This is a genomic window from Marinomonas arctica (assembly GCF_003259225.1).
GTDB lineage: Bacteria > Pseudomonadota > Gammaproteobacteria > Pseudomonadales > Marinomonadaceae > Marinomonas > Marinomonas arctica.
This window is the reverse complement of the sequence record NZ_QHJF01000027.1, coordinates 84,134-104,260: the sequence shown is the minus strand read 5'-3', so window position 1 is coordinate 104,260 and position 20,127 is coordinate 84,134. Positions and strand designations below refer to the sequence as shown.

Sequence of the window (20,127 nt, the reverse complement as noted above, 5' to 3'; positions counted from 1 at the left end):
ATACGAGGCCCGTACGTACGGTTCTGTGAGAGGGATGAGGCGGCAACGCCTCACCCTACTCGATATGTTTGAAATGCTGTATTTGTTGTTATTTTGAGGATTAATAGTTGTTCCCTTAGAGGTTCTCCTTATAAAGCTTTTTTAATATGCATATGCCACTAAAGTCTATATGAGATGCTTTTTATAACCTAAAGGCATGTTATAGTTCAAAAAATGCTGAAGCCTGACAACAGAGATGGGAAATTATGACAGAGGCAAGACTGACTCACTTAAAACAGCTAGAAGCGGAAAGTATTCATATTATCCGTGAAGTAGCGGCAGAATTTGATAATCCAGTGATGCTGTATTCAATTGGTAAAGACTCGGCCGTGATGCTGCATCTTGCCATGAAAGCGTTTTATCCTGGTAAACCACCGTTTCCATTGATGCATGTGGATACCGGATGGAAGTTTAAAGAAATGATCACCTTCCGTGATGAAATGGTGGCCAAGCTTGGTTTAGAGCTTATTGTGCATCAGAACCAAGAGGGTATAGAGCAAGGTATCGGGCCATTTACGCATGGTAGCTCTAAACATACGGATGTCATGAAGACTCAAGCATTAAAGCAAGCGTTAAACAAATATGGGTTTGATGCGGCTTTTGGTGGTGCTCGTCGGGACGAAGAAAAATCGCGCGCTAAAGAGCGTGTGTACTCTTTTCGTGACAAACAGCATCGTTGGGATCCGAAAAACCAGCGTCCTGAGTTATGGAATATCTACAACGGTAAAGTAAACAAAGGCGAGAGCATTCGAGTTTTCCCATTATCCAACTGGACGGAACTTGATATTTGGCAATATATCTACTTGGAAAGCATTCCCATTGTGCCACTTTATTTCTCTGCGAAGCGTCCGGTAGTAGAACGTGACGGTACTTTAATCATGGTAGATGATGAACGTATGCCGTTAAACGGTGAGGTGCCCGAAATGAAGTCGGTTCGCTTCCGTACATTGGGCTGCTACCCATTAACCGGTGCTGTTGAGTCTGAAGCGGCTTCTTTGCCTGAGATTATTCAGGAAATGTTGCTGACAAAAAGTTCAGAGCGTCAAGGGCGAATGATTGACCATGATTCATCTGGATCCATGGAAGAGAAGAAGAAACAAGGCTATTTCTAAGTTTGGAGTAAAGAAAGAATGTCTCACCAGTCAGAATTGATCAGCCAAGACATACTTGGTTATTTGAAACAACACGAAGAAAAAGACTTACTGCGTCTTCTCACCTGTGGCAATGTTGATGACGGAAAAAGTACCTTAATTGGCCGCTTACTTCATGACTCTAAGTTGATCTATGAAGATCACTTAGATGCTGTGAAGCGTGACAGTAAAAAGTCTGGCACACAGGGCGAAGAGGTGGATCTGGCTTTGTTGGTCGATGGTCTACAAGCAGAGCGTGAGCAGGGCATCACAATCGATGTGGCGTATCGTTATTTTTCTACGGAAAAGCGCAAGTTCATTATTGCCGATACACCAGGGCATGAGCAGTACACTCGAAATATGGCGACCGGTGCATCTACCTGTGATCTTGCTATTATTTTGATTGATGCGCGTTATGGCGTTCAAACACAAACTCGTCGCCATAGTTATATTGCGTCCTTGTTGGGCATCAAGCATGTTGTTGTCGCCATTAATAAGATGGATTTGGTGCATTTTTCAGAGGAAACGTTTAATCAGATCAAACAGGATTATCTGACGTTTGTGGATCAGCTGGGCAATCGCAAGCCGGAAGACATTCATTTTGTACCCATGTCTGCACTGCGTGGCGATAACGTCGTCAACGCGTCTGAGAGTACGCCTTGGTATCAAGGTGGTCCACTCATGTCGATTTTGGAAACAGTACAGATTAATCGTGATGTGAAACGTGATTCGTTCCGTTTTCCTGTGCAGTATGTGAATCGCCCTAATTTAGACTTCCGTGGTTTCTCTGGAACCATTGCCGCAGGCGCTGTGAAACCTGGCGACAAAGTGGTCGCTTTGCCATCTGGAAAAGTGTCTACGGTTGAAAGAATCGTCACATTTGATGGGGATTTAGAGACAGCGAAAGCAGGGCAGGCCGTTACGATCACGCTGGAAGATGAAATCGATATTAGTCGTGGCGATATGCTGTCACACCTTGGACAAGAGCCGCTCATTGCAACCACACTGCGCGCTTCTATTGTTTGGATGGCGGATCAGCCGTTAGTGCCGGGTAAGTTGTACGACTTCAAATTAGGTACACAAACGGTTCCTGGTAAAGTGCATCACTTTAATCATCGAGTGGATGTCAATACTCTGGAAGTTAGCCATATAGATTCATTAGAGCTTAATGGTATCGCTGATGCTGTATTGCAGTTCGATGCGCCGGTTGCGTTCGATGAATATACGGACAGTCGCTTTACCGGTGCATTGGTTATTATTGATCGACTCACGAATGTGACGGTTGGCGCTGGGATGGTGGAAGAGGCTGTCGCTGAAATCGATCAAGATATGATTGTTAGTGCAGAAGATCGTGCCGCCAGACTTGGGCAGAAGCCCGCCGTTATTGCACTATCGGCTGACGTATTGGGGCAAAGCAGTATCCTTGAGCGGTTGTTGTTGCGCCAAGGAGTGGTTGCCTTGGTTAAAGCGGATGCAACGGAACAAGAGGCGGTGTTAATTCGCCAGACAGGGATCGCTTTCTTGGTTGGTAATCCAACAATAGCCGATTCCCATATTACGGAATCATCTTTGGATGCCGTGGTTGATTTGATCATTGAGAGTGTGCGGTTATAAAGCAAACACCAAAAGCCAGCTTATTTAAGCTGGCTTTTTTATGAATCAATGGTTATTGCTCCATTTCTTCTAAGTCAATGCGCTTTACTTCTTTATGCTGGTCTTCGTTGCTGCCTAACTTCCAGTAGCTAGATAAATACAAATTTTCCCTCTCAATTTTGGCGTCCTTTTTAAAAAAAGCACGTAACATCTTCATGCTACTGAATTCGCAAGCTGCCCACACAGAAACTTGACCTTGTAGCCATGGCAGTAATTGAACCTGTTCCACTAATAAGTTAGCGTTTTCGCCTGGGTGCGGATTAATAACCCATTTTAATTCTATGTTTTTAGGGTGTCTTAACGGCTGAATATCCTCTTGAGAAATGACTTCAATAATGGCATAGCCTTTTGCGTCCTGCGGAAGCATTTCTAGGTTGACACTAATTGCGGGGAGGGCCGTCATATCGCCAACAAAAATGTGCCAATCCGCTGCTTCGATGAGTTTTTTCGGTCCAGGACCACCAACAAGGATCAAATCGTTAGCTTGTGCTTGCTTGGCCCAAGATGACGCAGGGCCGCTGTCTTCATGAAGTACGAAATCAATGTCTATTTCGTCTGCACGCTGATGTCTAATGGTATAGGTTCGGACACACGGTTTTTGATCCTCTCTTGGAAAAATGAGTTTGACGTAACCGCTTTCTTGGTTTGCTGGAATGGTGTGTATATTGTCGCCACCTAATGTTACTCGGAGCATGTTGGTTGTGATCTGTGCCTTTTTGATTACAGTAAGTTCTCGTGGTAGTGGTCTATTCATTAGTGGCTCCTGAATCTTGTTTATGACAAAGTGATGGATAAGGGTTGTTCGTCATCATTTCTGCAATGTAAATGAAATCAACGATTTGTTGCTCAGTTAAATGGCGTGTCATCTTTTCGACGGCCAGTTGATCGAGCGTCATGAGTTTATTGAGTAATGCGTCACCCGATTCAGTGAGGCTCAGTAGCTGGCTACGGTGGTTGTCTGGATTGCGTACTTTTTTAACATAACCCAGGCTGACCAATTCTTTTAGAACTCGAGTGATTTGTGACTTATCGAGAGAAAGCCTCTCTGCTATGTCTTTGGCATGGCAGTTTTGAATTCTATGAATGCATTTAAGTGAGCGAATATGGCTGACAGGAATGGAAATGCCTGACCTTGATGCTTCCTCGCGCATATGGTGACGATAACTGTGTACGAGTTGGTGGAGCGACTCGGCAATTTTTTCCTTCATAAAAGTCTGTCTTGTTAATTGTGAGAATGGTTATCACTATAATTTTATTGGTTGATACTGTCAACTGAAGATTTCACGCTTTAAAAAGGCATTTTTTTACGCTTTTTGGTAAGGTGAGCAGCAGGCAAGTTATTTGAGAATAAGGCACTGATTTTTTTTATTCATATGAATCGCTACAATGCATAAATTGAAACGAAGCGGATAACATTCTGATGGATAAACAAGAGGTACATAGGGCTGTCACTGAAGCACTGCTACGCCGTTATGAAACAGCAAAGTGGGCTGCGAAACAGGCGCATGAAGCGGCAACGAACGAAGAAAGTATTGCTGAAAATAAATACGATACTTTTGGGTTGGAGGCGTCTTATTTAGCCCATGGTCAATCCCAGCGAGTATTGGAGTGCGAAAAGGATTGGTTGATTTTTAGCAAAACTACCCCTGTTATTTTTGCGGAAGGTAGTGCTGTTGGTCTATGGAGTATGGTGAGCCTGTCTGATTTGGCGTCCTCCTGTGGTGAGAAAAAATGTTTTTTCATTTCACCTTGCGCGGGCGGTCTTCACATTGAAGTTGAGGGGAGGGTGGTTTATCTCGTCACCACGTCATCGCCTGTTGGCAAAGTTTTATTTGGCAAAGTGATGGGCGATGAGGTTGATTTGCCTCAAAATGGTAAACAAATAGCTTATGAAATAACCACCATTGCATAATGCGTCTATTGTGTTAGACAAATTTGGTTCAGACCCTAGAGAGTCAGACTCGGTTCGCATATAATGCTTTGCCTTAAAATATTCTGTTATTCTATTCGGAGCTTAAAAATTCAGTTTACATTGCTGATCGAGTAGAAAACGTTCTAAGAAAAAATCACTCTCTTACTGAGAAAGTAATAGGAAAGAAATTATGCGCAGCCATTATTGCGGCGAGTTAAATGCTACTAATATTTCACAAGAAATTACCCTCTGCGGTTGGGTTCATCGTCGTCGCGACCACGGTGGCGTTATCTTCTTAGACGTACGTGATCGTGAAGGTATTACTCAAGTTGTTTTTGATCCAGATCGCGCTGAGAGCTTTGCGCTTGCCGATAGTGTTCGTAATGAGTTTGTTGTTAAGCTAAAAGGGTTGGTGCGCGCTCGTCCTGAAGGGACAACTAATCCCAATATGCGTACCGGTGAGATTGAAGTGCTAGGCACTGAACTTGAAATTCTTAACGTGGCAAAAACGCCTCCATTTCAGTTGGATGAGCATCAATCTGTTGGTGAAGACGTACGCTTGAAAAATCGTTTTATCGATTTGCGTCGTCCTGAAATTCAACAAAAAATGCGTTTTCGTTCAAAAGTGACTTCTGTTTTGCGTCGTTATTTGGATGGCAATGGCTTTTTAGACATTGAAACGCCTATTTTGACGCGTGCAACACCAGAAGGTGCGCGTGATTATTTAGTACCTAGTCGTACGCAGCAAGGTAGTTTTTTTGCGCTTCCTCAGTCACCACAGCTTTTTAAGCAGCTATTGATGGTGTCCGGTTTTGATCGCTATTATCAAATCGCAAAATGTTTCCGTGATGAAGATCTTCGTGCTGATCGCCAACCAGAATTCACTCAAGTCGATATTGAAACGTCGTTTATGAGCGAAAAAGACATCATGGCGATGACAGAAACGATGATTGTTAGCTTGTTTAAAGAGCTAATGAATGTTGATTTGGGTGTGTTTCCACGTATGCCTTACTCCGAAGCAATGGAGACATATGGCAGCGATAAGCCGGATCTACGCATTCCGTTGACCATCGTTACGGTATCTGACTTGATGGCCGATGTAGACTTTAAAGTGTTTTCTGGCCCAGCCACCGATCCAAAAGGCCGTGTTGCTGCGTTAAAAGTGCCCGGCGGAAACGCGCTGACTCGTAAGCAGATTGATGATTACACCAAATTTGTTGGTATTTATGGTGCAAAAGGTCTGGCTTATATTAAAGTGAATGACAAATCAAATCTTGAAGAAGGTTTGCAGTCACCGATCGTTAAGTTCTTGCCGGTAGAAGTTCGTGCAACTTTACTTGAACGTCTTGATGCTCAAGATGGTGATTTGATTTTCTTTGGTGCAGACTCTGCGAAGGTTGTGAATGAAGCCCTTGGCGCGCTTCGCTGCAAGCTAGGTGAAGATCTAGATCTTTACACTTGCAAATGGGCGCCATTGTGGGTTGTGGATTTCCCAATGTTTGAAGAAACCAGTGATGGCGGAATCACGGCTATTCACCATCCATTTACAGCGCCTTCTTGTTCACCAGACGATCTTAAGGCAAGCCCCTTGACGGCGCTTTCTCAAGCCTATGATATGGTGTTGAATGGTACGGAACTTGGTGGTGGCTCTATTCGTATACACCAAGCTTCAATGCAGGAAACTGTGTTTGAATTGCTAAATATCACTAAAGAAGAGCAAGAAGAGAAGTTTGGCTTCTTATTGGATGCACTTAAATTCGGTGCGCCGCCGCATGGTGGTTTGGCGTTTGGTTTGGATCGTCTTGTGATGCTAATGACAGGCTCTAGCTCAATTCGTGATGTGATTGCTTTCCCTAAAACGCAAAGTGCAACCTGTCTGTTGACTCAAGCGCCAGGCGAGGTAAGTGAGAAGCAATTAAAGGAATTAAACATTCGCGTCAGAAAGCCGATCGCTGAATCTTAGTTTTTTGCGATTAAAATCGCCTTAAAACAGTGAGTTATGTTAAAGAATTGCAAGTAAAATGTAAAAGACCGCTAATAAGCGGTCTTTTTTGTGTTTTGGCATTGCATACTTTGTAAAGGGCTGTTGAAATATACAGTAACTATGCAGGGCGTAAAGATTTATGGTCATGACCAGAATTTTAGCGATTGATCCAGGTTCTAGAATAACAGGCTTTGGCATTATAGACGTCATAAATGGCAAGACTCGCTATGTGAATAGTGGTTGTATTAAATTGCCTGACGAAGTTTTGTCAGTCAGGTTAAAGCATATTTTCAATTATATTTCTGTATTATTGGAAGAATATAAGCCTGATGAGTTTGCGATTGAGGAAGTGTTTTTAGCGAAAAATGCCAATTCTGCATTAAAGCTAGGCCAAGCAAGAGGGGTTGCCATTGTGGCCGCGTCTTTGCGGGAGCTTGCAGTGCATGAGTACGCTGCTAGGCGAGTTAAGCAGTCTGTTGTGGGTAACGGTAATGCAGATAAAAGCCAAGTCCAGTCAATGGTTCAGTTGCTGCTTAATCTGTCTTCTAAGCCTCAAGCAGATGCGGCAGATGCTTTGGCTATTGCCCTATGTCATGCCAATACACGTACTTCAGGTGGTTTAGAGTATGGCGTTGGGAAGAGAGCGGGGCGTTCATCTAAACGCTGGACTGAACTAGATGTAAGGAAGTCATTGTGATTGGTCGAATCGTTGGTACTTTGGTTGAAAAAGCACCGCCAGAACTGCTGGTTGATGTGGGTGGAATTGGGTATGAAGTGAGCTCCCCCATGACGACTATTTATGATTTGCCTCAAGTGGGTGGGGTAGTCACTTTATATACTCATTTGATGGTAAAAGAAGATTCTCACACTCTTTATGGCTTTATTGATAAAAATGAGCGTGCTCTGTTTCGCATTCTCATCAAAGTGAATGGTATTGGCCCAAAAATGGCGTTGGCGATTTTATCTAGTATGTCGGCTGAAGAGTTGATTGGTAATGTGCAAGAATCCGATGTCACCGCTTTGACTCGCATTCCTGGCGTTGGCAAAAAAACCGCTGAGCGTTTAATTATCGAGTTGCGAGATAAACTTGGTCAAGCTGCGAAAAATGATTTATTTTCTGCGCCAGCCGTGTTGCGACAAGTGCAGGCAGATCCAAGGCAAGAAGCTGAAGCTGCGCTTATTTCTCTTGGTTACAAGCCTCAAGAGGCGGCCAAAGCCATTGCGGGTGTCCCGGTTGATGCAGCAAATAGCGAAGATGTAATAAAAGCAGCCCTAAAAGGCATGCTAAGGCAATAAGCATGATTGAGCACGATAGAATTATTTCTGCTGAGCTAAAAGGTAATGATCGTCAAGTTGACCGGGCAATACGTCCGCAGGCACTTGCAGAGTACATAGGGCAGCCCGTTGTTCGTGAGCAGATGGAAATCTTTATCGAAGCGGCTAGGCAGCGCCACGAACCGCTCGATCATACTCTTATTTTCGGACCTCCTGGCTTAGGCAAGACAACGCTTGCTCATATAATAGGCAATGAAATGGGGGCGGAAGTAAGAACAACATCTGGCCCTGTTTTGGAAAGGGCTGGCGATCTTGCGGCTCTGTTAACGAATTTAAATGAAGGTGATATTTTATTTATTGATGAAATTCATCGCTTGAGTCCGGCCATTGAAGAAGTGCTGTATCCAGCAATGGAAGACTATCAGCTTGATATAATGATTGGCGAAGGTCCAGCGGCAAGGTCAATTAAAATTGAACTCCCGCCCTTTACACTTGTCGGAGCAACAACTAGGGCTGGTTTGTTAACCTCTCCTTTGCGAGACCGATTTGGTATTGTGCAACGCTTAGAATTTTATGATGTGGAGTCGCTAACAACGATTGTTGCTAGATCTGCAGGAAAAATGGGGATGCAGCTCGATCACTCAGGATGTTTTGAGGTGGCCAGAAGGTCAAGAGGCACACCTCGAATAGCAAATCGCCTACTGCGTCGAGTGCGTGATGTTGCCCAGGTGAGTGGCGAACATCTTGTTGGGCAAAAAGTTGCTCAAAGGGCGTTAGATATGTTAAGTGTAGATAGTCAGGGCTTTGACCATTTAGACAGGCGTATGCTATTGACCATGATAGAAAAGTTTGACGGGAGGCCTGTTGGCCTAGACAGTGTTTCAGCAGCATTAGGTGAAGACAAAGATACAATAGAAGATGTTATAGAGCCGTTTTTGATTCAGCAGGGCTTCATAATTAGGACGCCACGAGGGCGTCAAGTTACGAAGCGTGCTTATGAGCATTTTAATTACCAACTACCTACGGATTTTAAATAGAGGTTAATAATGTCAATTTGGGGACTTATCGCCAGTGCTAGTTTCGTTGTTCAACTTGTTATGTTGACGTTATTAGCTGCTTCCATTTTTTCATGGATTGTTATATTTCAAAGAATTCGAGTGCTAAAAGAAGCAAAAAAAGTTCGTGCTACATTTGAAGAGAACTTTTGGTCTGGTATTGATCTCAGTCAGCTTTACCGTAAGCTTACTCAGGAAGGTCGAAAAGTGGAGGGGATGGAAAATATTTTTACATCCGGCATAAAAGAATTTACTCGCTTAAGACAGAGCCATAATGTGGATCCTGAAGCGATTATGGATGGCGTTCAGCGGGCTATGCGGGTTGCGTTGTACCGTGAAGAAGAAAAGTTAGATCAACATCTACCATTTTTGGCCACAGTGGGTTCTACCAGTCCTTATATCGGTCTTTTTGGGACTGTTTGGGGGATTATGCATTCGTTTATTGGTTTGGCAGAGGTACAGCAGGCTACATTGGCGACCGTAGCCCCCGGCATCGCTGAAGCGCTTATCGCAACGGCCATAGGTTTGGCTGCAGCAATACCTGCTGTTATTGCTTACAACCGTTTTTCTTCGACTGCAGAATCGCTTGGCTCTAGTTACGAGAACTTTGCAGACGAATTTACAAGTATATTACATCGCAAGGTGCATGTTAGAGAGGGAGGCGCTGTATAGTGGCTCGTTCACGCAGAAGAAATAAGCGTCGCCCAATGGCGGAAATAAACGTTGTTCCGTATATCGACGTTATGCTCGTATTATTGGTTATTTTTATGATCACAGCACCAATGTTAACTCAGGGTGTTGACGTAGAATTGCCTAATGCAAATGCCACGCCAATACAGGATGATGAGAATGATATTCTCATTGCATCAGTAGATTCTAAGGGTCAATTTTATTTAGATGTGGGTGGCAAGCAAGAATCTATTGCTTTATCGCAATTACAAGATAGAGTACGCAAAGTTTTAAGCCAGAACCCAAAAATGTCCGTTTTGGTACGAGGCGATAAGAATGTGCCATATGGTGATGTGATTGGTTTGATGGTGGCTTTGCAAGGGGCTGGTGTTCCAAATGTTGGTTTAGTGACAGAGCCGGAAACGAATTAATGAAATGGCTACGCAGTGATAGTTATAGTATTCCAACAGTACTGGCTGTAGGTTTGCACGCTAGTATTGTTGTGGCTGGTTTAGTGGTGATTGACTTTGGTGATACTGAGCCGCCAAAACCTAAAAAGCCTCCAATTGTTAATGCTACCGTCGTGGATGTTTCGCAAACAATCATAGGTCAGCGTGAATCAGAACAGAGAGAGGCACAAAAGCAGGCTGCGGTTGCAGAAGAGAAGCGAAAAGACGCTGAACAAAACCGCAAAAAAGAAGCTGAGAGAAAAGCATTGGAAGACAAGCAAAGACAGCTTGCCCAAGCCAAAGAGGCTAAAGAGAAAGAAGACGCTCAGAGAAAAAGAGAAGATGAGCAAAAGCGTCAAGCACAAGAAGCCGAGCAGAAACGCGTAGCTCAAGAAGCTGAAACAAAACGCGTAGCTCAAGAAGCAGAAAAAAAGCGTTTAGCTGAGAAAGAGGCTGACGATAAGAAACGTAAAGAGTTGGAGCGTAAGGCTGAGGCAGATCGCTTAGCCGAAGAAAAGCGAAAAAAACAAGCTGAAGCAGATCGTTTGGCTGAACAAGAGCGTAAGCGGCAAGAAGAAGCGTCCCGCTTAGCTGAGCAGAAAAAAGCGGAAGCAGCGGCAGCCAAAGCGGCTGCAGAAGAAGCGAAGGAACGAGCCGTGGCAGAAGCGCAAATGGTTCAATCTATTAGTAGCTTGATTAATAACCGAGTAACGGCAGCTTGGATTCGTCCGCCTAGCGCACGAAATAATATGGTAACCCAGTTGCGCATTCATTTTTTGCCTACTGGTGAAGTAATGAATGCCCAAGTAACGAAAAGTAGTGGTGATGCCTTATTTGACCAAAGAGCTGTTGATGCTGTTTATAAAGTAAGACGAATAGAGGAGCTCGCAAAAGTGGACTCTTATGTTTTTGAGCGAAATTTCCGTCAGGTAGATTTAATTTTTAACCCGCAGGATTTGAGAAACTAATGATGTTTAAAAAATGGTTGAGTATACTATTTACGTGTTTAGTATTTGTGAGTTCAGCTAGGGCCCAATTAGTTATTGAAATAACCAGTGGTGCAGATCAGCTGCTTCCTATTGCGGTAGTCCCTTTTGGTTACGCTGGAATGGATGCTCTACCTGAAGACGTAGCGCAAATAGTGGAAGACGACTTGGCTCGTAGTGGTTTGTTTCAGCCGGTTCCACGAGCTAACATGTTAAGTATGCCAACTAGAGAAGCGGATGTTTTTTACCGTGATTGGCGCTTATTAAAGAGTGACTATGTGGTTATTGGTACGGTGCAAAAATTGCCAAATAATCAGTATAGAGTTGGGTTTGAGCTGTTAAATGTGTTGAGTCAAAAGCCAGTTGAAAGGCATAATTCGATTGACGTTAGCGCAAGAAATTTAAGAGACGCTGCTCATTATATTAGTGATAAAGTTTACGAATTATTGACAGGATCAAAGGGCGCATTTAGTACTAGAATATTATATGTTACCGCAGAGGGAGATAGAAAATCCCCCTTATTTAAATTGCAGGTAGCGGATGCTGATGGCCATAGACCACAGGTTATTGTGGAGTCTAAAGAACCCATTTTATCACCATCTTGGAGTATGGATGGCCGTAACATAGCGTATGTAATGTTTAGAAATCGCCGTCCTAATATTTTTACTCAGGAATTGGCAACGGGTAGACGTCAGCAGATAGCGCAGTTTAGAGGGTTAAATGGAGCGCCTTCATGGTCTCCAGATGGAAAGAAATTGGCATTGGTATTGTCTAAAGACGAGAATCCAGAAATTTATACGTTGGATATCGCGACGCAAAAATTAGAGCGTATGACAAACCATTATGCTATTGATACAGAGCCAAGCTGGGAACCAGATGGCAAAGGAATAATTTTTACGTCTGATCGTGGCGGTAACCCGCAAATATATCGATTAGATGTAAATAGTAAGCGAGTAGAAAGAGTCACATTTGAAGGTGAGTTAAACACTAGAGCAAGAATGACACCAGATGGTCGTTACCTTGTCACCGTTCAGAAGAATGATGGTAATTATCATATTGCTCTACAGGATATGAAAACAGGCCGCGTTCAGACTCTTACTGAGACTTACTTAGACGAATCGCCTAGCATTGCACCGAATGGTAGCATGGTGATGTATGCCACAACCTATCAAGGAAAGGGTATCCTAGCCGTAGTATCCGTTGATGGCCTAGTTAAATATAGGATACCATCAGCAGAGGGTGATGTACGAGAGCCATCTTGGTCTCCGTATTTCAAATAAAGACATTGAGGAGTGAATAATGAGTGTAAACAAACTAGGTAAGTTTGCTGTAATTGGATTGTCTGCAGCTTGGATCGCGGGTTGTAGCACAACAGCAACTGATACTGATTCTTCAACTGTTGCTGAAGATGCAAATTCAGCAGCAAACACTGATTCAGCATACGGTGCTGGTCAAGATAACGCTACGACTAGCGTTATTGTTGAAGACAAAGATACAGGCATGGATTCTTTGGCAGGTGTAGAGACTGTGTTCTACTTTGATTTTGATAAATCAATTGTACGCCCAGAATCTCGTGAAGCTTTGGCTAAACATGCGGCATACCTTGTATCAAATCCAGATGCGCGTGTTGTTTTAGAAGGTCATGCTGATGAGCGTGGCACTCGTGAATACAACATGGCTCTTGGTGAGCGTCGTGCTAAAGCAATTAGCCGTTATTTGACTATCCAAGGCGTTGCTGCTTCACAAATTGAAACAGTAAGTTTTGGTGAAGAAGTTCCTGTTGCCTTCGGTCATGATAGCAATGCTTGGCAGTTAAACCGTCGAGTTGAAGTACGTTACGAATAATGTTCTACAAAGATGTGAAAATTCACTCTTTTGCGATGGTGCTGTGTTTCACAGCACCATTAGCAATGGCTGAAATTCCGCAAGTAAGTAGCGGCGGTGGCCTGTCAGCCAACGCCGCTGCTGACTTACTCTTTCAATTGGAAACACTGCAACAGGAGGTTCAGAGCCTTCGTGGACAAGTGGAAGAGCAGGGGCATGAATTAAGGCTAATGAAAGAGAGTCAAAGGGATCGTTATATTGATCTTGATAAACGCATATCAATACTGATGTCAGCTCCTGCAATTGAGCCGAATAATTCAGTTGCTCCGATTGCGCAGATAGAACAGATACCCGATGAAATAGAAAACACTCCCATTAATACACTCGTTACTTCTCCTCTAGCGCCTGTTAGTCTGCAGCCACCCACTGAAGAGGCTCAACAAACCTACGACAATGCGTACAACTTGATTCGTGAAAGACAATTTGATCAAGCTGAGACCGCTTTTGCTAATTTTGTGAATTCCTATCCTAATAATTCTCTAACCGGAAATGGTTATTATTGGTTAGGTGAAGTGAAATTAGTTCAAGGGAAATCTAGAGAAGCATTAGACGCTTTTTCTACTGTGATTCAACGTTTTCCAGGTCATAGCAAAGAACAAGACGCATTGTACAAGTTAGGCACTGTTAGCGATCAGATTGGTGATACTGCAAATGCTAAGTTGTACTTACAGGATGTTATCAGGCGTTTTCCTGATACAAAAGCTGCTCAACTAGCGGCTGGTTATTTAAGTAAAATTAAATAGCTTGCATTCCTCAGCGGGCTCTGTATTATACGCAACCCGTTGGGTCGTTAGCTCAGTTGGTAGAGCAGTTGACTTTTAATCAATTGGTCACTGGTTCGAATCCAGTACGACCCACCAACATGTTTTATTCCTTTTGTGATTTTTGGGTCGTTAGCTCAGTTGGTAGAGCAGTTGACTTTTAATCAATTGGTCACTGGTTCGAATCCAGTACGACCCACCAAAAAACACTCATTCCGCTCCCAGTTTCTTAAGGGGTAATGATATGTCTAAACTTTACGATAAAGCAGCACTTCGCGACACTGTTCAAAGATACCTATCTGAAGCCGAAAAAAGTCTTGAAATACAATCTGTCGATGACGATGAAATTCGTGAAGAGATCAAGTCTTTGCTTAAGCAAAAGAATGCTGTATTGGTAGCTCATTACTATACAGAAGATGCTATTCAAGAATTAGCTGAAGAGACTGGCGGAATCATTGCTGATTCGTTAGAGATGGCGCGTTTTGGTGCCAATCATGAAGCTAAAACATTGGTTGTTGCTGGTGTTAAATTCATGGGTGAAACGGCCAAAATATTAAGCCCAGAGAAAACCATTTTAATGCCAACGTTAGAAGCCACTTGCTCACTAGACATTGGCTGTCCTATTGACGAATTTTCTGCTTTTTGTGACCAATATCCAGATCGTAAGGTTGTTGTGTATGCAAACACATCAGCAGCGGTTAAAGCACGTGCGGATTGGGTTGTTACCTCTAGTATTGCTCTGGATGTAGTGAATCATCTCGTTGATCAAGGTGAAAAAATTATTTGGGCGCCTGATCAACACCTTGGCGGCTATATTCAACGAGAAACGGGCGCTGACATGATTCTGTGGGATGGCGCTTGTATTGTGCATGAGGAGTTTAAAGCAAAAGGAATTTTAGATTTAAAATCTATTTATCCAGATGCCGCTGTTCTTGTTCATCCTGAATCCCCTGAATCGGTTGTCGAAGTGGCGGATGTTGTCGGTTCAACATCACAGCTCTTAAATGCGTCAAAGAATATGCCAAATGATACTTTTATTGTTGCCACCGATAGAGGTATTTTTTATAAAATGAAGCAAGCCTCTCCGCAGAAGCGTTTCATCGAGGCGCCTACCGCTGGCTCTGGGGCAAATTGCCGTAGTTGTGCGCATTGTCCTTGGATGGCATTAAACAGTTTGGAAATGCTTCGTAACTCTCTGAGGGATGGTTCTGGTGAGATTCATGTACCAGAAGAAACGAGAGTGAAAGCGTTGATTCCATTACAGCGCATGTTGAATTTTCAAGTTCAGCGTTAAGCATTCAATGGGGATTGCTATTCGTTTAGCGTCCCCAAATATTTCATTTCTAAATCAGAAAACGCCAGCTGTAAACGATCGCATTCTAGACTCTTTTTGTTGTAGCTTACCCTAAGAGCTTGATAATCTTTGTTGGACGCCATCTTTAACACTTTATTTTTTAATTCCGTGGTTATTAAAACTAACTGTCTATTCCTTTCTCGTTGCTCAAAAAGTGGTCTGGATAGTTTTGATGAGACCATATTTTTACTTAAAGCAAGACGTTCAATTTTTTGTTTTAACTGATCATTGGTGTCTTCTGCAATATCCAGCTCTTGAGCCAATAAGGTGACGCAGGTTTCCGATTCGTGGAGAAGTCGCTCAAGCATTTTTGTGTCTTTATCTTGTTCGATAAGGCTGTCAGTTGATCTATTCTCAAGCGCTGTATTGAGTTCATCTCGAAGAGAGTCAAGCGTTTCTTTTTTATTTGCGTTAAGCACTTTAAGGTTGCCTATGGCTGTCTCGTTGCTACTAGCAAGTTGTCGTTCTATTTCAGCAAGTTTTGCATCTTTGGCGCTAATATCCTCTTTTAACGAGATGATCGATAAATTAGATGTTTTTAGCTCTAATTCAAGCTGTAATATTAGCATTTGAGACTCGTCTGAGATGCGTTGCAATTTTGCGATAGCGACTTTTTGTGCTTCTAACGAATTGGTTGTATTGCCATCTTTCTGAGCTTTTTTAATTTCAGATTTAAGCTGATCAATGACCATTTTTTGACGATTGGAAAGACTGTTTAAACTCGATATTTGTTTAAAAGATTCATCGCGAATTTTCTTTTCTATTGTTTGAGCAATAGGTATCTCCAAGTTAAAATCTGACGAGAGACTGAGGTTTTCGCTTCTGCAGTGTTCCAAGAGCTTGATTTTTATGGTCAGTTGATTAATTTCCGTTTCTAGTCGTTTTTGCTCTTCCTGTTTCATATCGAGCTGCTGAACACGTTTTTGGGTTCTACCTATATTTTTGCGTAAATCTTCGTTTAGAAGAGCTTGTCTTTTTGTGAGGGACTCTTTTGTTATCAGTAACTCAGCAGTCTGGAAGAACTCACTTTCCATGTCTTTGAGGTTTTGTTGCAATTCATCAGGCTTGGCTGTTTGTAACTTCGTAGCGGATAACGCGTAGAGTAAACTGGATAAAAAACGATTTAAGATAGGCTTCGGCCTATCGCTAACTTGGTTCAAGAGAATTGCTCTCTCTGCTTTTAGTAGGGTCCCCCATATTTTTAGCTTATTTGTCTCATGTACACTAGTTTTTCCAGGAGAAATAGCATTCGCGGCGAATTGAATTTGCGTGTTGATATAGTGCGCTAGCCTTTTATAATAAACAGACTCATTAGATATAGTGAAATCGTTCGTGGTTTCAGCGACTCTTTTTTTTTCTTGCTCAATTTTTTTGCCGAGGGTGTGTGATAACCACAAAAATATAAGGCTGCCCAAGAGTAAAAGAGTGCTTAATTCTATCAACATCCAAATTAGCCACTTTTGCATAAAAAACCCCTAGACCTTAAACTGACGATTGTGATATTCATTATCATTAAGCAATGGCAAAATGCACTTTAAATATACGCTTTGCCTCATGTTAACGGAATAAAATATTTTATGAACAAAGAATTTATACGCTTTATGCGCAATCGTGTTTCTCAGCCTGCTCTTAATGCACCAGCGCCGACTGAAGAGGAGTGGGAATTGGTTTTGAGTGCGGCAAGCCGTGCGGCGGATCATGGGAACCTTAAACCATGGCGATTTTGTATCTTCGAAGGAGAAGGGCGCGAGAAGTTAGGGCAAATCTACTGGCATCACGCTTTATCTGAAGTGGAGTCAATGCCAGAGAGCAAAAAAGAAGGCTTTATTAAAAAAGCCTACCGTGCTCCAGCCGTGCTTCTGATTTATGCCAAAATTCAATCTCATCCCAAAGTGCCAGCGATAGAGCAGGTGATGGCCACTTCCGCGGCAGCTCAGCAGGTTTTATTGGGATTAAATGCACTAGGATATGGTGCCATGTGGCGAAGTGGCCCTGCATGCTTCACGCAAAAAACCAAAGAATTATTAAACTTGCATGAAAATGATCAAATTGTAGGCTTAATCTACGTCGGTACGCCCAATGAAAAACCAGCTTTTATCCCTGAAGTTGATATTGAGTCGCACCTAACATGGGTAAGAGATTAATTTTTAAGGTTTATTTTTAAAAATGGGTTGCAATCTCTAGCCTTCATAATTAATATACGCGCACAAATTACGCACTGCGTATAAAAGTTTTGGTGAGCTGTCCGAGTGGCCGAAGGAGCACGCCTGGAAAGCGTGTATGTCGAAAGGCATCAAGAGTTCGAATCTCTTGCTCACCGCCATTATCCCAGTAAAATCAAGGGTTACAGAGTGATTTTACAATTTGTACATCAAAAAGTACATCAATAGAAAACCGAATAGATTAACCTCTATTCGGTTTTTTTACGTTAATACGATATTCTGTGTGAGCCTCATTAATCAACGATTCTAGTGTTTCTGTCTTTGATCTACCACGATGTTTCGCTAACTCATTAAGCATTTCAATTGTGTCTTTGTCAAAGCTGTAGTTCCGTGCAACCTTTTTGACATTTTTAATCTTGTGCTTTTTTTGAGACCAGGCTCCTTTGACTTTAAGCTCAAAGAGGTCATACAAACTAGGCATTGCCATTGCTTTGATCATGCAGTTTGCTAGCATCTTATCTAAAGCGTATTTATCAGTTTCTGGCTGTATTATTAGCAAATTTTGTATCTGATATTTCTCCGTATAGAACTTGTTTTGATAGTTACAAATCCAGGATGTAAATTCTGATAGTAGCTCTTCTTGAATCCCATCTTTTAGGTGCAAAGTGCCTGATATTTTACCTCTGGCCGTTTGTGCTTTTTGCTTGAGATTATTTAGCAATGTAATTTTACCTTCAACGGTACCTGAAAGACATAAATCGATCAGGAGAACAATTCTCGTGGCTAAGTACTCTTCGCTCCAGTGAATGGATAGAGGAGGGTATCCTGACTGGCATAGGTAGGAGGCTGTACCAATCGAAAATGCGATGGGCTGTGTCTGAGATCCGAGAGATAGGTTAAATCCCTGAGTCACGTCATTGTCAATAAAGAGAAGCTCAAAGGGTGTTGCGCTAAATAGCCACTTAACCTCATCTTCAGGGCAGATTCCATTTGCACAATATAGTTTAAGTTCTTTCAGAAGGTAACGGTTTACAGTTTCATCGAAAAGGTTGTAGTGGCTGAAAACTCTTTGGTTCATTGCAGATAGGTCTGTACCCAAATAGCTTATGGGGTTGTCTATTTGAGTGTGTGGGATCGGTATTGATTCGCCGCGTCTAAAGAATGGAAAGATGGCTAAATACAAGCATTCACGCCTAGTAAAATAGTGATTGTGTTCGGTAGATTTCTTGTATACAACCATTGCATAAGCCTAATTACTTAGTAAATTATAAGAAAATTATGAATCGATAATAAGTCGTTTTTCAGTAGATTGATAGTGAATTATAAGGCTACTATATTAAGCTGTATTTGCCATAAATAGCTACTTCTAGGGCGATTAGGGCGATTTCAGCCTATGTCTAATGTCAGAGTGGCTTTTAAAAGATTATTCAAACACGTAGGTAGCATAGTCATCCTCCTGATGACGATTTTTAGAATTTGGCTTGTCGGTTTAATAATATATATAGCCACCAAGCAAAGTAAGAAATTACACGTCTTCTCTTATGTGGGATAAACCACAACAAGAGGTAAGACACATGCATTACTACAATGATTTTCATATCCATAGCCCATTGGAAGAATCTAACGAAAGATACTTAAGATTAATTCATCAAATCATTCAGTCGAGTGTTCAGAGATCGGCAAGAGTAGCGGCATTCCGTTTTGATTTACGGTTTCCTGAAGGGGTAACTAACCAGAGTGATAAGGTGATTACCCGCTTCTTTGAATCCTTAAAAGCACAACTAAAAGCCAAAGAAAAAAAACTAATGCGCGAGGGACAAAGGGTTCACTTCCATAATCTTCAGTATGTATGGGTTAGAGAGCGTGACTCGTCCAAATCAGATCACTTTCATTGCGTTATATTGGTTAATAAGGACGCTTATTCTATTTTGGGCAACTATGACAAATGGGAGGGGAACATGGCATCTAGGATCAAGTTGGCTTGGGTTAGTGCGCTGGGTGCGTCAAAAACACCAATTGATGGGTTAGTTCATTTTCCCAAAAATGGTACATACTACCTAGATTTAAACAAAGAGGATTATTTGAAAAATTATTCGGATTTATTTTATCGGCTCAGTTACTTTGCGAAAAATGCTACTAAATGTTACGGCGATGGGCGTAGAAGCTTTGGGTGTAGTCGGCTTTAGTTGTTTTTTGAAGATAATATATATTTAAGCATTTTTAAAATCACGGGGCTGAAATGCCCCGTGATTTTTGACTACAGATACCCATTTCCAGCCAGTGAATACGAATCCTCGCCCACAATAATGTGGTCGAGGGTTCTGATATCAATAAGCTCTAATGCTTTCTTTATTCGTTCTGTGATCTGTATGTCTGCTTGGGATGGAAGGGTAATTCCTGATGGGTGGTTATGCGATAAAATAACCGCTGCTGCATTATGAGCTAAAGCGACTTTAACAATTTCTCTTGGGTAGACAGAGGCGGAATCAATGGTGCCAAAGAAAAGCTCTTTATAAGCAATCAAACGATGCTGCGAATCAAGTAGTAATATGGCAAATACTTCTTGGTCACGACAGGATAATTTGGTCATAAGGAATCTCTGAGCTTCTGTGGCGCTGGTGTATTCGCCACCTTCGCGTCGAAAGTGTTCTTTAATGATGCTTGCTGCGGCCTCAAGCACATCTTGTTTCGTTCTGTAGGTAAAAGGGTAAGTGGTCATAGGTTGCTCCTTGATTTGGTTTGTATCATCAAGGGGATGATGTAGATCTGAATTTTTTTGAAATGTGATGAGTCTTCAGACAAAAAATACAGCCC

Annotated in this window: 21 protein-coding genes and 3 tRNA genes; 19 read left to right on the top strand and 5 right to left on the bottom strand. The window is 42.3% G+C overall.

Annotated elements, in window-relative coordinates:
* The first annotated feature begins 245 nt into the window (after window positions 1-245).
* Entirely contained in the window at window positions 246-1,151 is a 906-nt protein-coding gene (gene cysD / locus DK187_RS15655) for a sulfate adenylyltransferase subunit CysD (protein ID WP_111608271.1), read from the top strand.
* An 18-nt stretch (window positions 1,152-1,169) separates the two neighbouring features.
* Window positions 1,170-2,783 (top strand): sulfate adenylyltransferase subunit CysN, encoded by a 1,614-nt coding sequence (gene cysN / locus DK187_RS15650; protein WP_111608270.1) that lies wholly within the window; start codon window positions 1,170-1,172, stop codon window positions 2,781-2,783.
* 52 nt (window positions 2,784-2,835) lie between these two features.
* On the opposite strand, the gene DK187_RS15645 is transcribed toward cysN, so the two are convergent.
* On the bottom strand, window positions 2,836-3,576 hold the full coding sequence (locus DK187_RS15645) for a siderophore-interacting protein (protein WP_111608269.1): 741 nt from the start codon (window positions 3,574-3,576) through the stop codon (window positions 2,836-2,838).
* Window positions 3,569-4,030: a MarR family winged helix-turn-helix transcriptional regulator gene (locus DK187_RS15640; RefSeq protein ID WP_111608268.1), complete on the bottom strand. Its 462-nt coding sequence runs from the start codon at window positions 4,028-4,030 to the stop codon at window positions 3,569-3,571. The genes DK187_RS15645 and DK187_RS15640 overlap by 8 nt, the downstream gene beginning before the upstream one ends.
* Before the next feature lie 212 nt (window positions 4,031-4,242).
* On the opposite strand from DK187_RS15640, the gene DK187_RS15635 reads away from it, so the two are divergent.
* The 14 genes from DK187_RS15635 (at window position 4,243) to nadA (ending at window position 15,091) form a co-directional block, all read left to right on the top strand.
* Window positions 4,243-4,734 carry a transcription elongation factor gene (locus DK187_RS15635; RefSeq protein ID WP_111608267.1) on the top strand — a complete coding sequence of 164 codons (492 nt, stop codon included), beginning with the start codon at window positions 4,243-4,245 and terminating at the stop codon, window positions 4,732-4,734.
* Between the two features lie 190 nt (window positions 4,735-4,924).
* Window positions 4,925-6,697 (top strand): aspartate--tRNA ligase, encoded by a 1,773-nt coding sequence (aspS, locus tag DK187_RS15630; RefSeq protein ID WP_111608266.1) that lies wholly within the window; start codon window positions 4,925-4,927, stop codon window positions 6,695-6,697.
* Between the two features lie 160 nt (window positions 6,698-6,857).
* On the top strand, window positions 6,858-7,415 hold the full coding sequence (ruvC, locus tag DK187_RS15625; RefSeq protein WP_229676480.1) for a crossover junction endodeoxyribonuclease RuvC: 558 nt from the start codon (window positions 6,858-6,860) through the stop codon (window positions 7,413-7,415).
* Complete coding sequence (gene ruvA, locus DK187_RS15620) at window positions 7,412-8,014, top strand: Holliday junction branch migration protein RuvA (protein WP_111608264.1); 603 nt, start codon at window positions 7,412-7,414, stop codon at window positions 8,012-8,014. Before ruvC ends, ruvA begins: the two co-directional genes overlap by 4 nt.
* Window positions 8,015-8,016: 2 nt before the next feature.
* Window positions 8,017-9,030 carry a Holliday junction branch migration DNA helicase RuvB gene (ruvB, locus tag DK187_RS15615; protein WP_111608263.1) on the top strand — a complete coding sequence of 338 codons (1,014 nt, stop codon included), beginning with the start codon at window positions 8,017-8,019 and terminating at the stop codon, window positions 9,028-9,030.
* Window positions 9,031-9,039: 9 nt separating this feature from the next.
* Window positions 9,040-9,720, top strand: a complete 681-nt coding sequence (tolQ, locus tag DK187_RS15610; protein ID WP_111608262.1) for a protein TolQ — start codon at window positions 9,040-9,042, stop codon at window positions 9,718-9,720.
* Window positions 9,720-10,148 (top strand): protein TolR, encoded by a 429-nt coding sequence (gene tolR / locus DK187_RS15605; RefSeq protein WP_111608261.1) that lies wholly within the window; start codon window positions 9,720-9,722, stop codon window positions 10,146-10,148. The genes tolQ and tolR overlap by 1 nt, the downstream gene beginning before the upstream one ends.
* Window positions 10,148-11,134, top strand: a complete 987-nt coding sequence (gene tolA, locus DK187_RS15600) for a cell envelope integrity protein TolA (protein ID WP_111608260.1) — start codon at window positions 10,148-10,150, stop codon at window positions 11,132-11,134. Before tolR ends, tolA begins: the two co-directional genes overlap by 1 nt.
* Complete coding sequence (tolB, locus tag DK187_RS15595) at window positions 11,134-12,432, top strand: Tol-Pal system beta propeller repeat protein TolB (protein ID WP_111608259.1); 1,299 nt, start codon at window positions 11,134-11,136, stop codon at window positions 12,430-12,432. Before tolA ends, tolB begins: the two co-directional genes overlap by 1 nt.
* A gap of 19 nt (window positions 12,433-12,451) precedes the next feature.
* The gene (gene pal / locus DK187_RS15590) at window positions 12,452-12,997 is read left to right on the top strand and encodes a peptidoglycan-associated lipoprotein Pal (RefSeq protein ID WP_111608258.1); all 546 of its coding nucleotides are present in this window, start codon (window positions 12,452-12,454) and stop codon (window positions 12,995-12,997) included.
* Window positions 12,997-13,779, top strand: coding sequence for a tol-pal system protein YbgF (gene ybgF / locus DK187_RS15585; RefSeq protein WP_111608257.1), 783 nt, complete (start codon window positions 12,997-12,999; stop codon window positions 13,777-13,779). The genes pal and ybgF overlap by 1 nt, the downstream gene beginning before the upstream one ends.
* A 41-nt stretch (window positions 13,780-13,820) precedes the next feature.
* Window positions 13,821-13,896 (top strand) — tRNA-Lys (locus DK187_RS15580).
* Between the two features lie 27 nt (window positions 13,897-13,923).
* Window positions 13,924-13,999 (top strand) — tRNA-Lys (locus DK187_RS15575).
* Window positions 14,000-14,041: 42 nt separating this feature from the next.
* A complete protein-coding gene (gene nadA, locus DK187_RS15570) occupies window positions 14,042-15,091 on the top strand; it encodes a quinolinate synthase NadA (protein ID WP_111608256.1) in 1,050 nt (349 codons plus the stop codon).
* Between the two features lie 17 nt (window positions 15,092-15,108).
* Here nadA and DK187_RS15565 read toward each other — a convergent pair whose 3' ends face one another.
* A complete protein-coding gene (locus DK187_RS15565) occupies window positions 15,109-16,617 on the bottom strand; it encodes a coiled-coil domain-containing protein (protein WP_111608255.1) in 1,509 nt (502 codons plus the stop codon).
* A 111-nt stretch (window positions 16,618-16,728) separates the two neighbouring features.
* Here DK187_RS15565 and DK187_RS15560 point away from each other — a divergent pair, with 111 nt between their 5' ends.
* Together DK187_RS15560 and DK187_RS15555 are read left to right on the top strand one after the other, a co-directional pair.
* On the top strand, window positions 16,729-17,295 hold the full coding sequence (locus tag DK187_RS15560) for a nitroreductase family protein (protein WP_111608254.1): 567 nt from the start codon (window positions 16,729-16,731) through the stop codon (window positions 17,293-17,295).
* Window positions 17,296-17,386: 91 nt separating this feature from the next.
* Window positions 17,387-17,474, top strand: a tRNA-Ser gene (locus tag DK187_RS15555).
* A gap of 80 nt (window positions 17,475-17,554) precedes the next feature.
* Here DK187_RS15555 and DK187_RS15550 read toward each other — a convergent pair.
* Entirely contained in the window at window positions 17,555-18,496 is a 942-nt protein-coding gene (locus DK187_RS15550) for a hypothetical protein (protein WP_162623533.1), read from the bottom strand.
* Between the two features lie 391 nt (window positions 18,497-18,887).
* Here DK187_RS15550 and DK187_RS15545 point away from each other — a divergent pair, with 391 nt between their 5' ends.
* The gene (locus tag DK187_RS15545; RefSeq protein ID WP_162623532.1) at window positions 18,888-19,499 is read left to right on the top strand and encodes an inovirus Gp2 family protein; all 612 of its coding nucleotides are present in this window, start codon (window positions 18,888-18,890) and stop codon (window positions 19,497-19,499) included.
* 71 nt (window positions 19,500-19,570) lie between these two features.
* On the opposite strand, the gene radC is transcribed toward DK187_RS15545, so the two are convergent.
* Window positions 19,571-20,032, bottom strand: a complete 462-nt coding sequence (gene radC / locus DK187_RS15540; RefSeq protein WP_111608251.1) for a RadC family protein — start codon at window positions 20,030-20,032, stop codon at window positions 19,571-19,573.
* Window positions 20,033-20,127 lie beyond the last annotated feature (95 nt).

Bases quoted from the DNA above. Each gene is read 5' to 3' on its own strand.
- tolQ (WP_111608262.1), top strand. From the start codon at position 9,040: ATGTCAATTTGGGGACTTATCGCCAGTGCTAGTTTCGTTGTTCAACTT.
- ybgF (WP_111608257.1), top strand. From the start codon at position 12,997: ATGTTCTACAAAGATGTGAAAATTCACTCTTTTGCGATGGTGCTGTGT.
- DK187_RS15640 (WP_111608268.1), bottom strand. From the start codon at position 4,030: ATGAAGGAAAAAATTGCCGAGTCGCTCCACCAACTCGTACACAGTTAT.
- DK187_RS15565 (WP_111608255.1), bottom strand. From the start codon at position 16,617: ATGCAAAAGTGGCTAATTTGGATGTTGATAGAATTAAGCACTCTTTTA.
- DK187_RS15545 (WP_162623532.1), top strand. From the start codon at position 18,888: ATGCATTACTACAATGATTTTCATATCCATAGCCCATTGGAAGAATCT.
- ruvC (WP_229676480.1), top strand. From the start codon at position 6,858: ATGGTCATGACCAGAATTTTAGCGATTGATCCAGGTTCTAGAATAACA.
- cysD (WP_111608271.1), top strand. From the start codon at position 246: ATGACAGAGGCAAGACTGACTCACTTAAAACAGCTAGAAGCGGAAAGT.
- pal (WP_111608258.1), top strand. From the start codon at position 12,452: ATGAGTGTAAACAAACTAGGTAAGTTTGCTGTAATTGGATTGTCTGCA.
- DK187_RS15560 (WP_111608254.1), top strand. From the start codon at position 16,729: ATGAACAAAGAATTTATACGCTTTATGCGCAATCGTGTTTCTCAGCCT.
- ruvB (WP_111608263.1), top strand. From the start codon at position 8,017: ATGATTGAGCACGATAGAATTATTTCTGCTGAGCTAAAAGGTAATGAT.
- radC (WP_111608251.1), bottom strand. From the start codon at position 20,032: ATGACCACTTACCCTTTTACCTACAGAACGAAACAAGATGTGCTTGAG.
- tolB (WP_111608259.1), top strand. From the start codon at position 11,134: ATGATGTTTAAAAAATGGTTGAGTATACTATTTACGTGTTTAGTATTT.
- tolA (WP_111608260.1), top strand. From the start codon at position 10,148: ATGAAATGGCTACGCAGTGATAGTTATAGTATTCCAACAGTACTGGCT.
- nadA (WP_111608256.1), top strand. From the start codon at position 14,042: ATGTCTAAACTTTACGATAAAGCAGCACTTCGCGACACTGTTCAAAGA.
- aspS (WP_111608266.1), top strand. From the start codon at position 4,925: ATGCGCAGCCATTATTGCGGCGAGTTAAATGCTACTAATATTTCACAA.
- DK187_RS15645 (WP_111608269.1), bottom strand. From the start codon at position 3,576: ATGAATAGACCACTACCACGAGAACTTACTGTAATCAAAAAGGCACAG.
- DK187_RS15635 (WP_111608267.1), top strand. From the start codon at position 4,243: ATGGATAAACAAGAGGTACATAGGGCTGTCACTGAAGCACTGCTACGC.
- cysN (WP_111608270.1), top strand. From the start codon at position 1,170: ATGTCTCACCAGTCAGAATTGATCAGCCAAGACATACTTGGTTATTTG.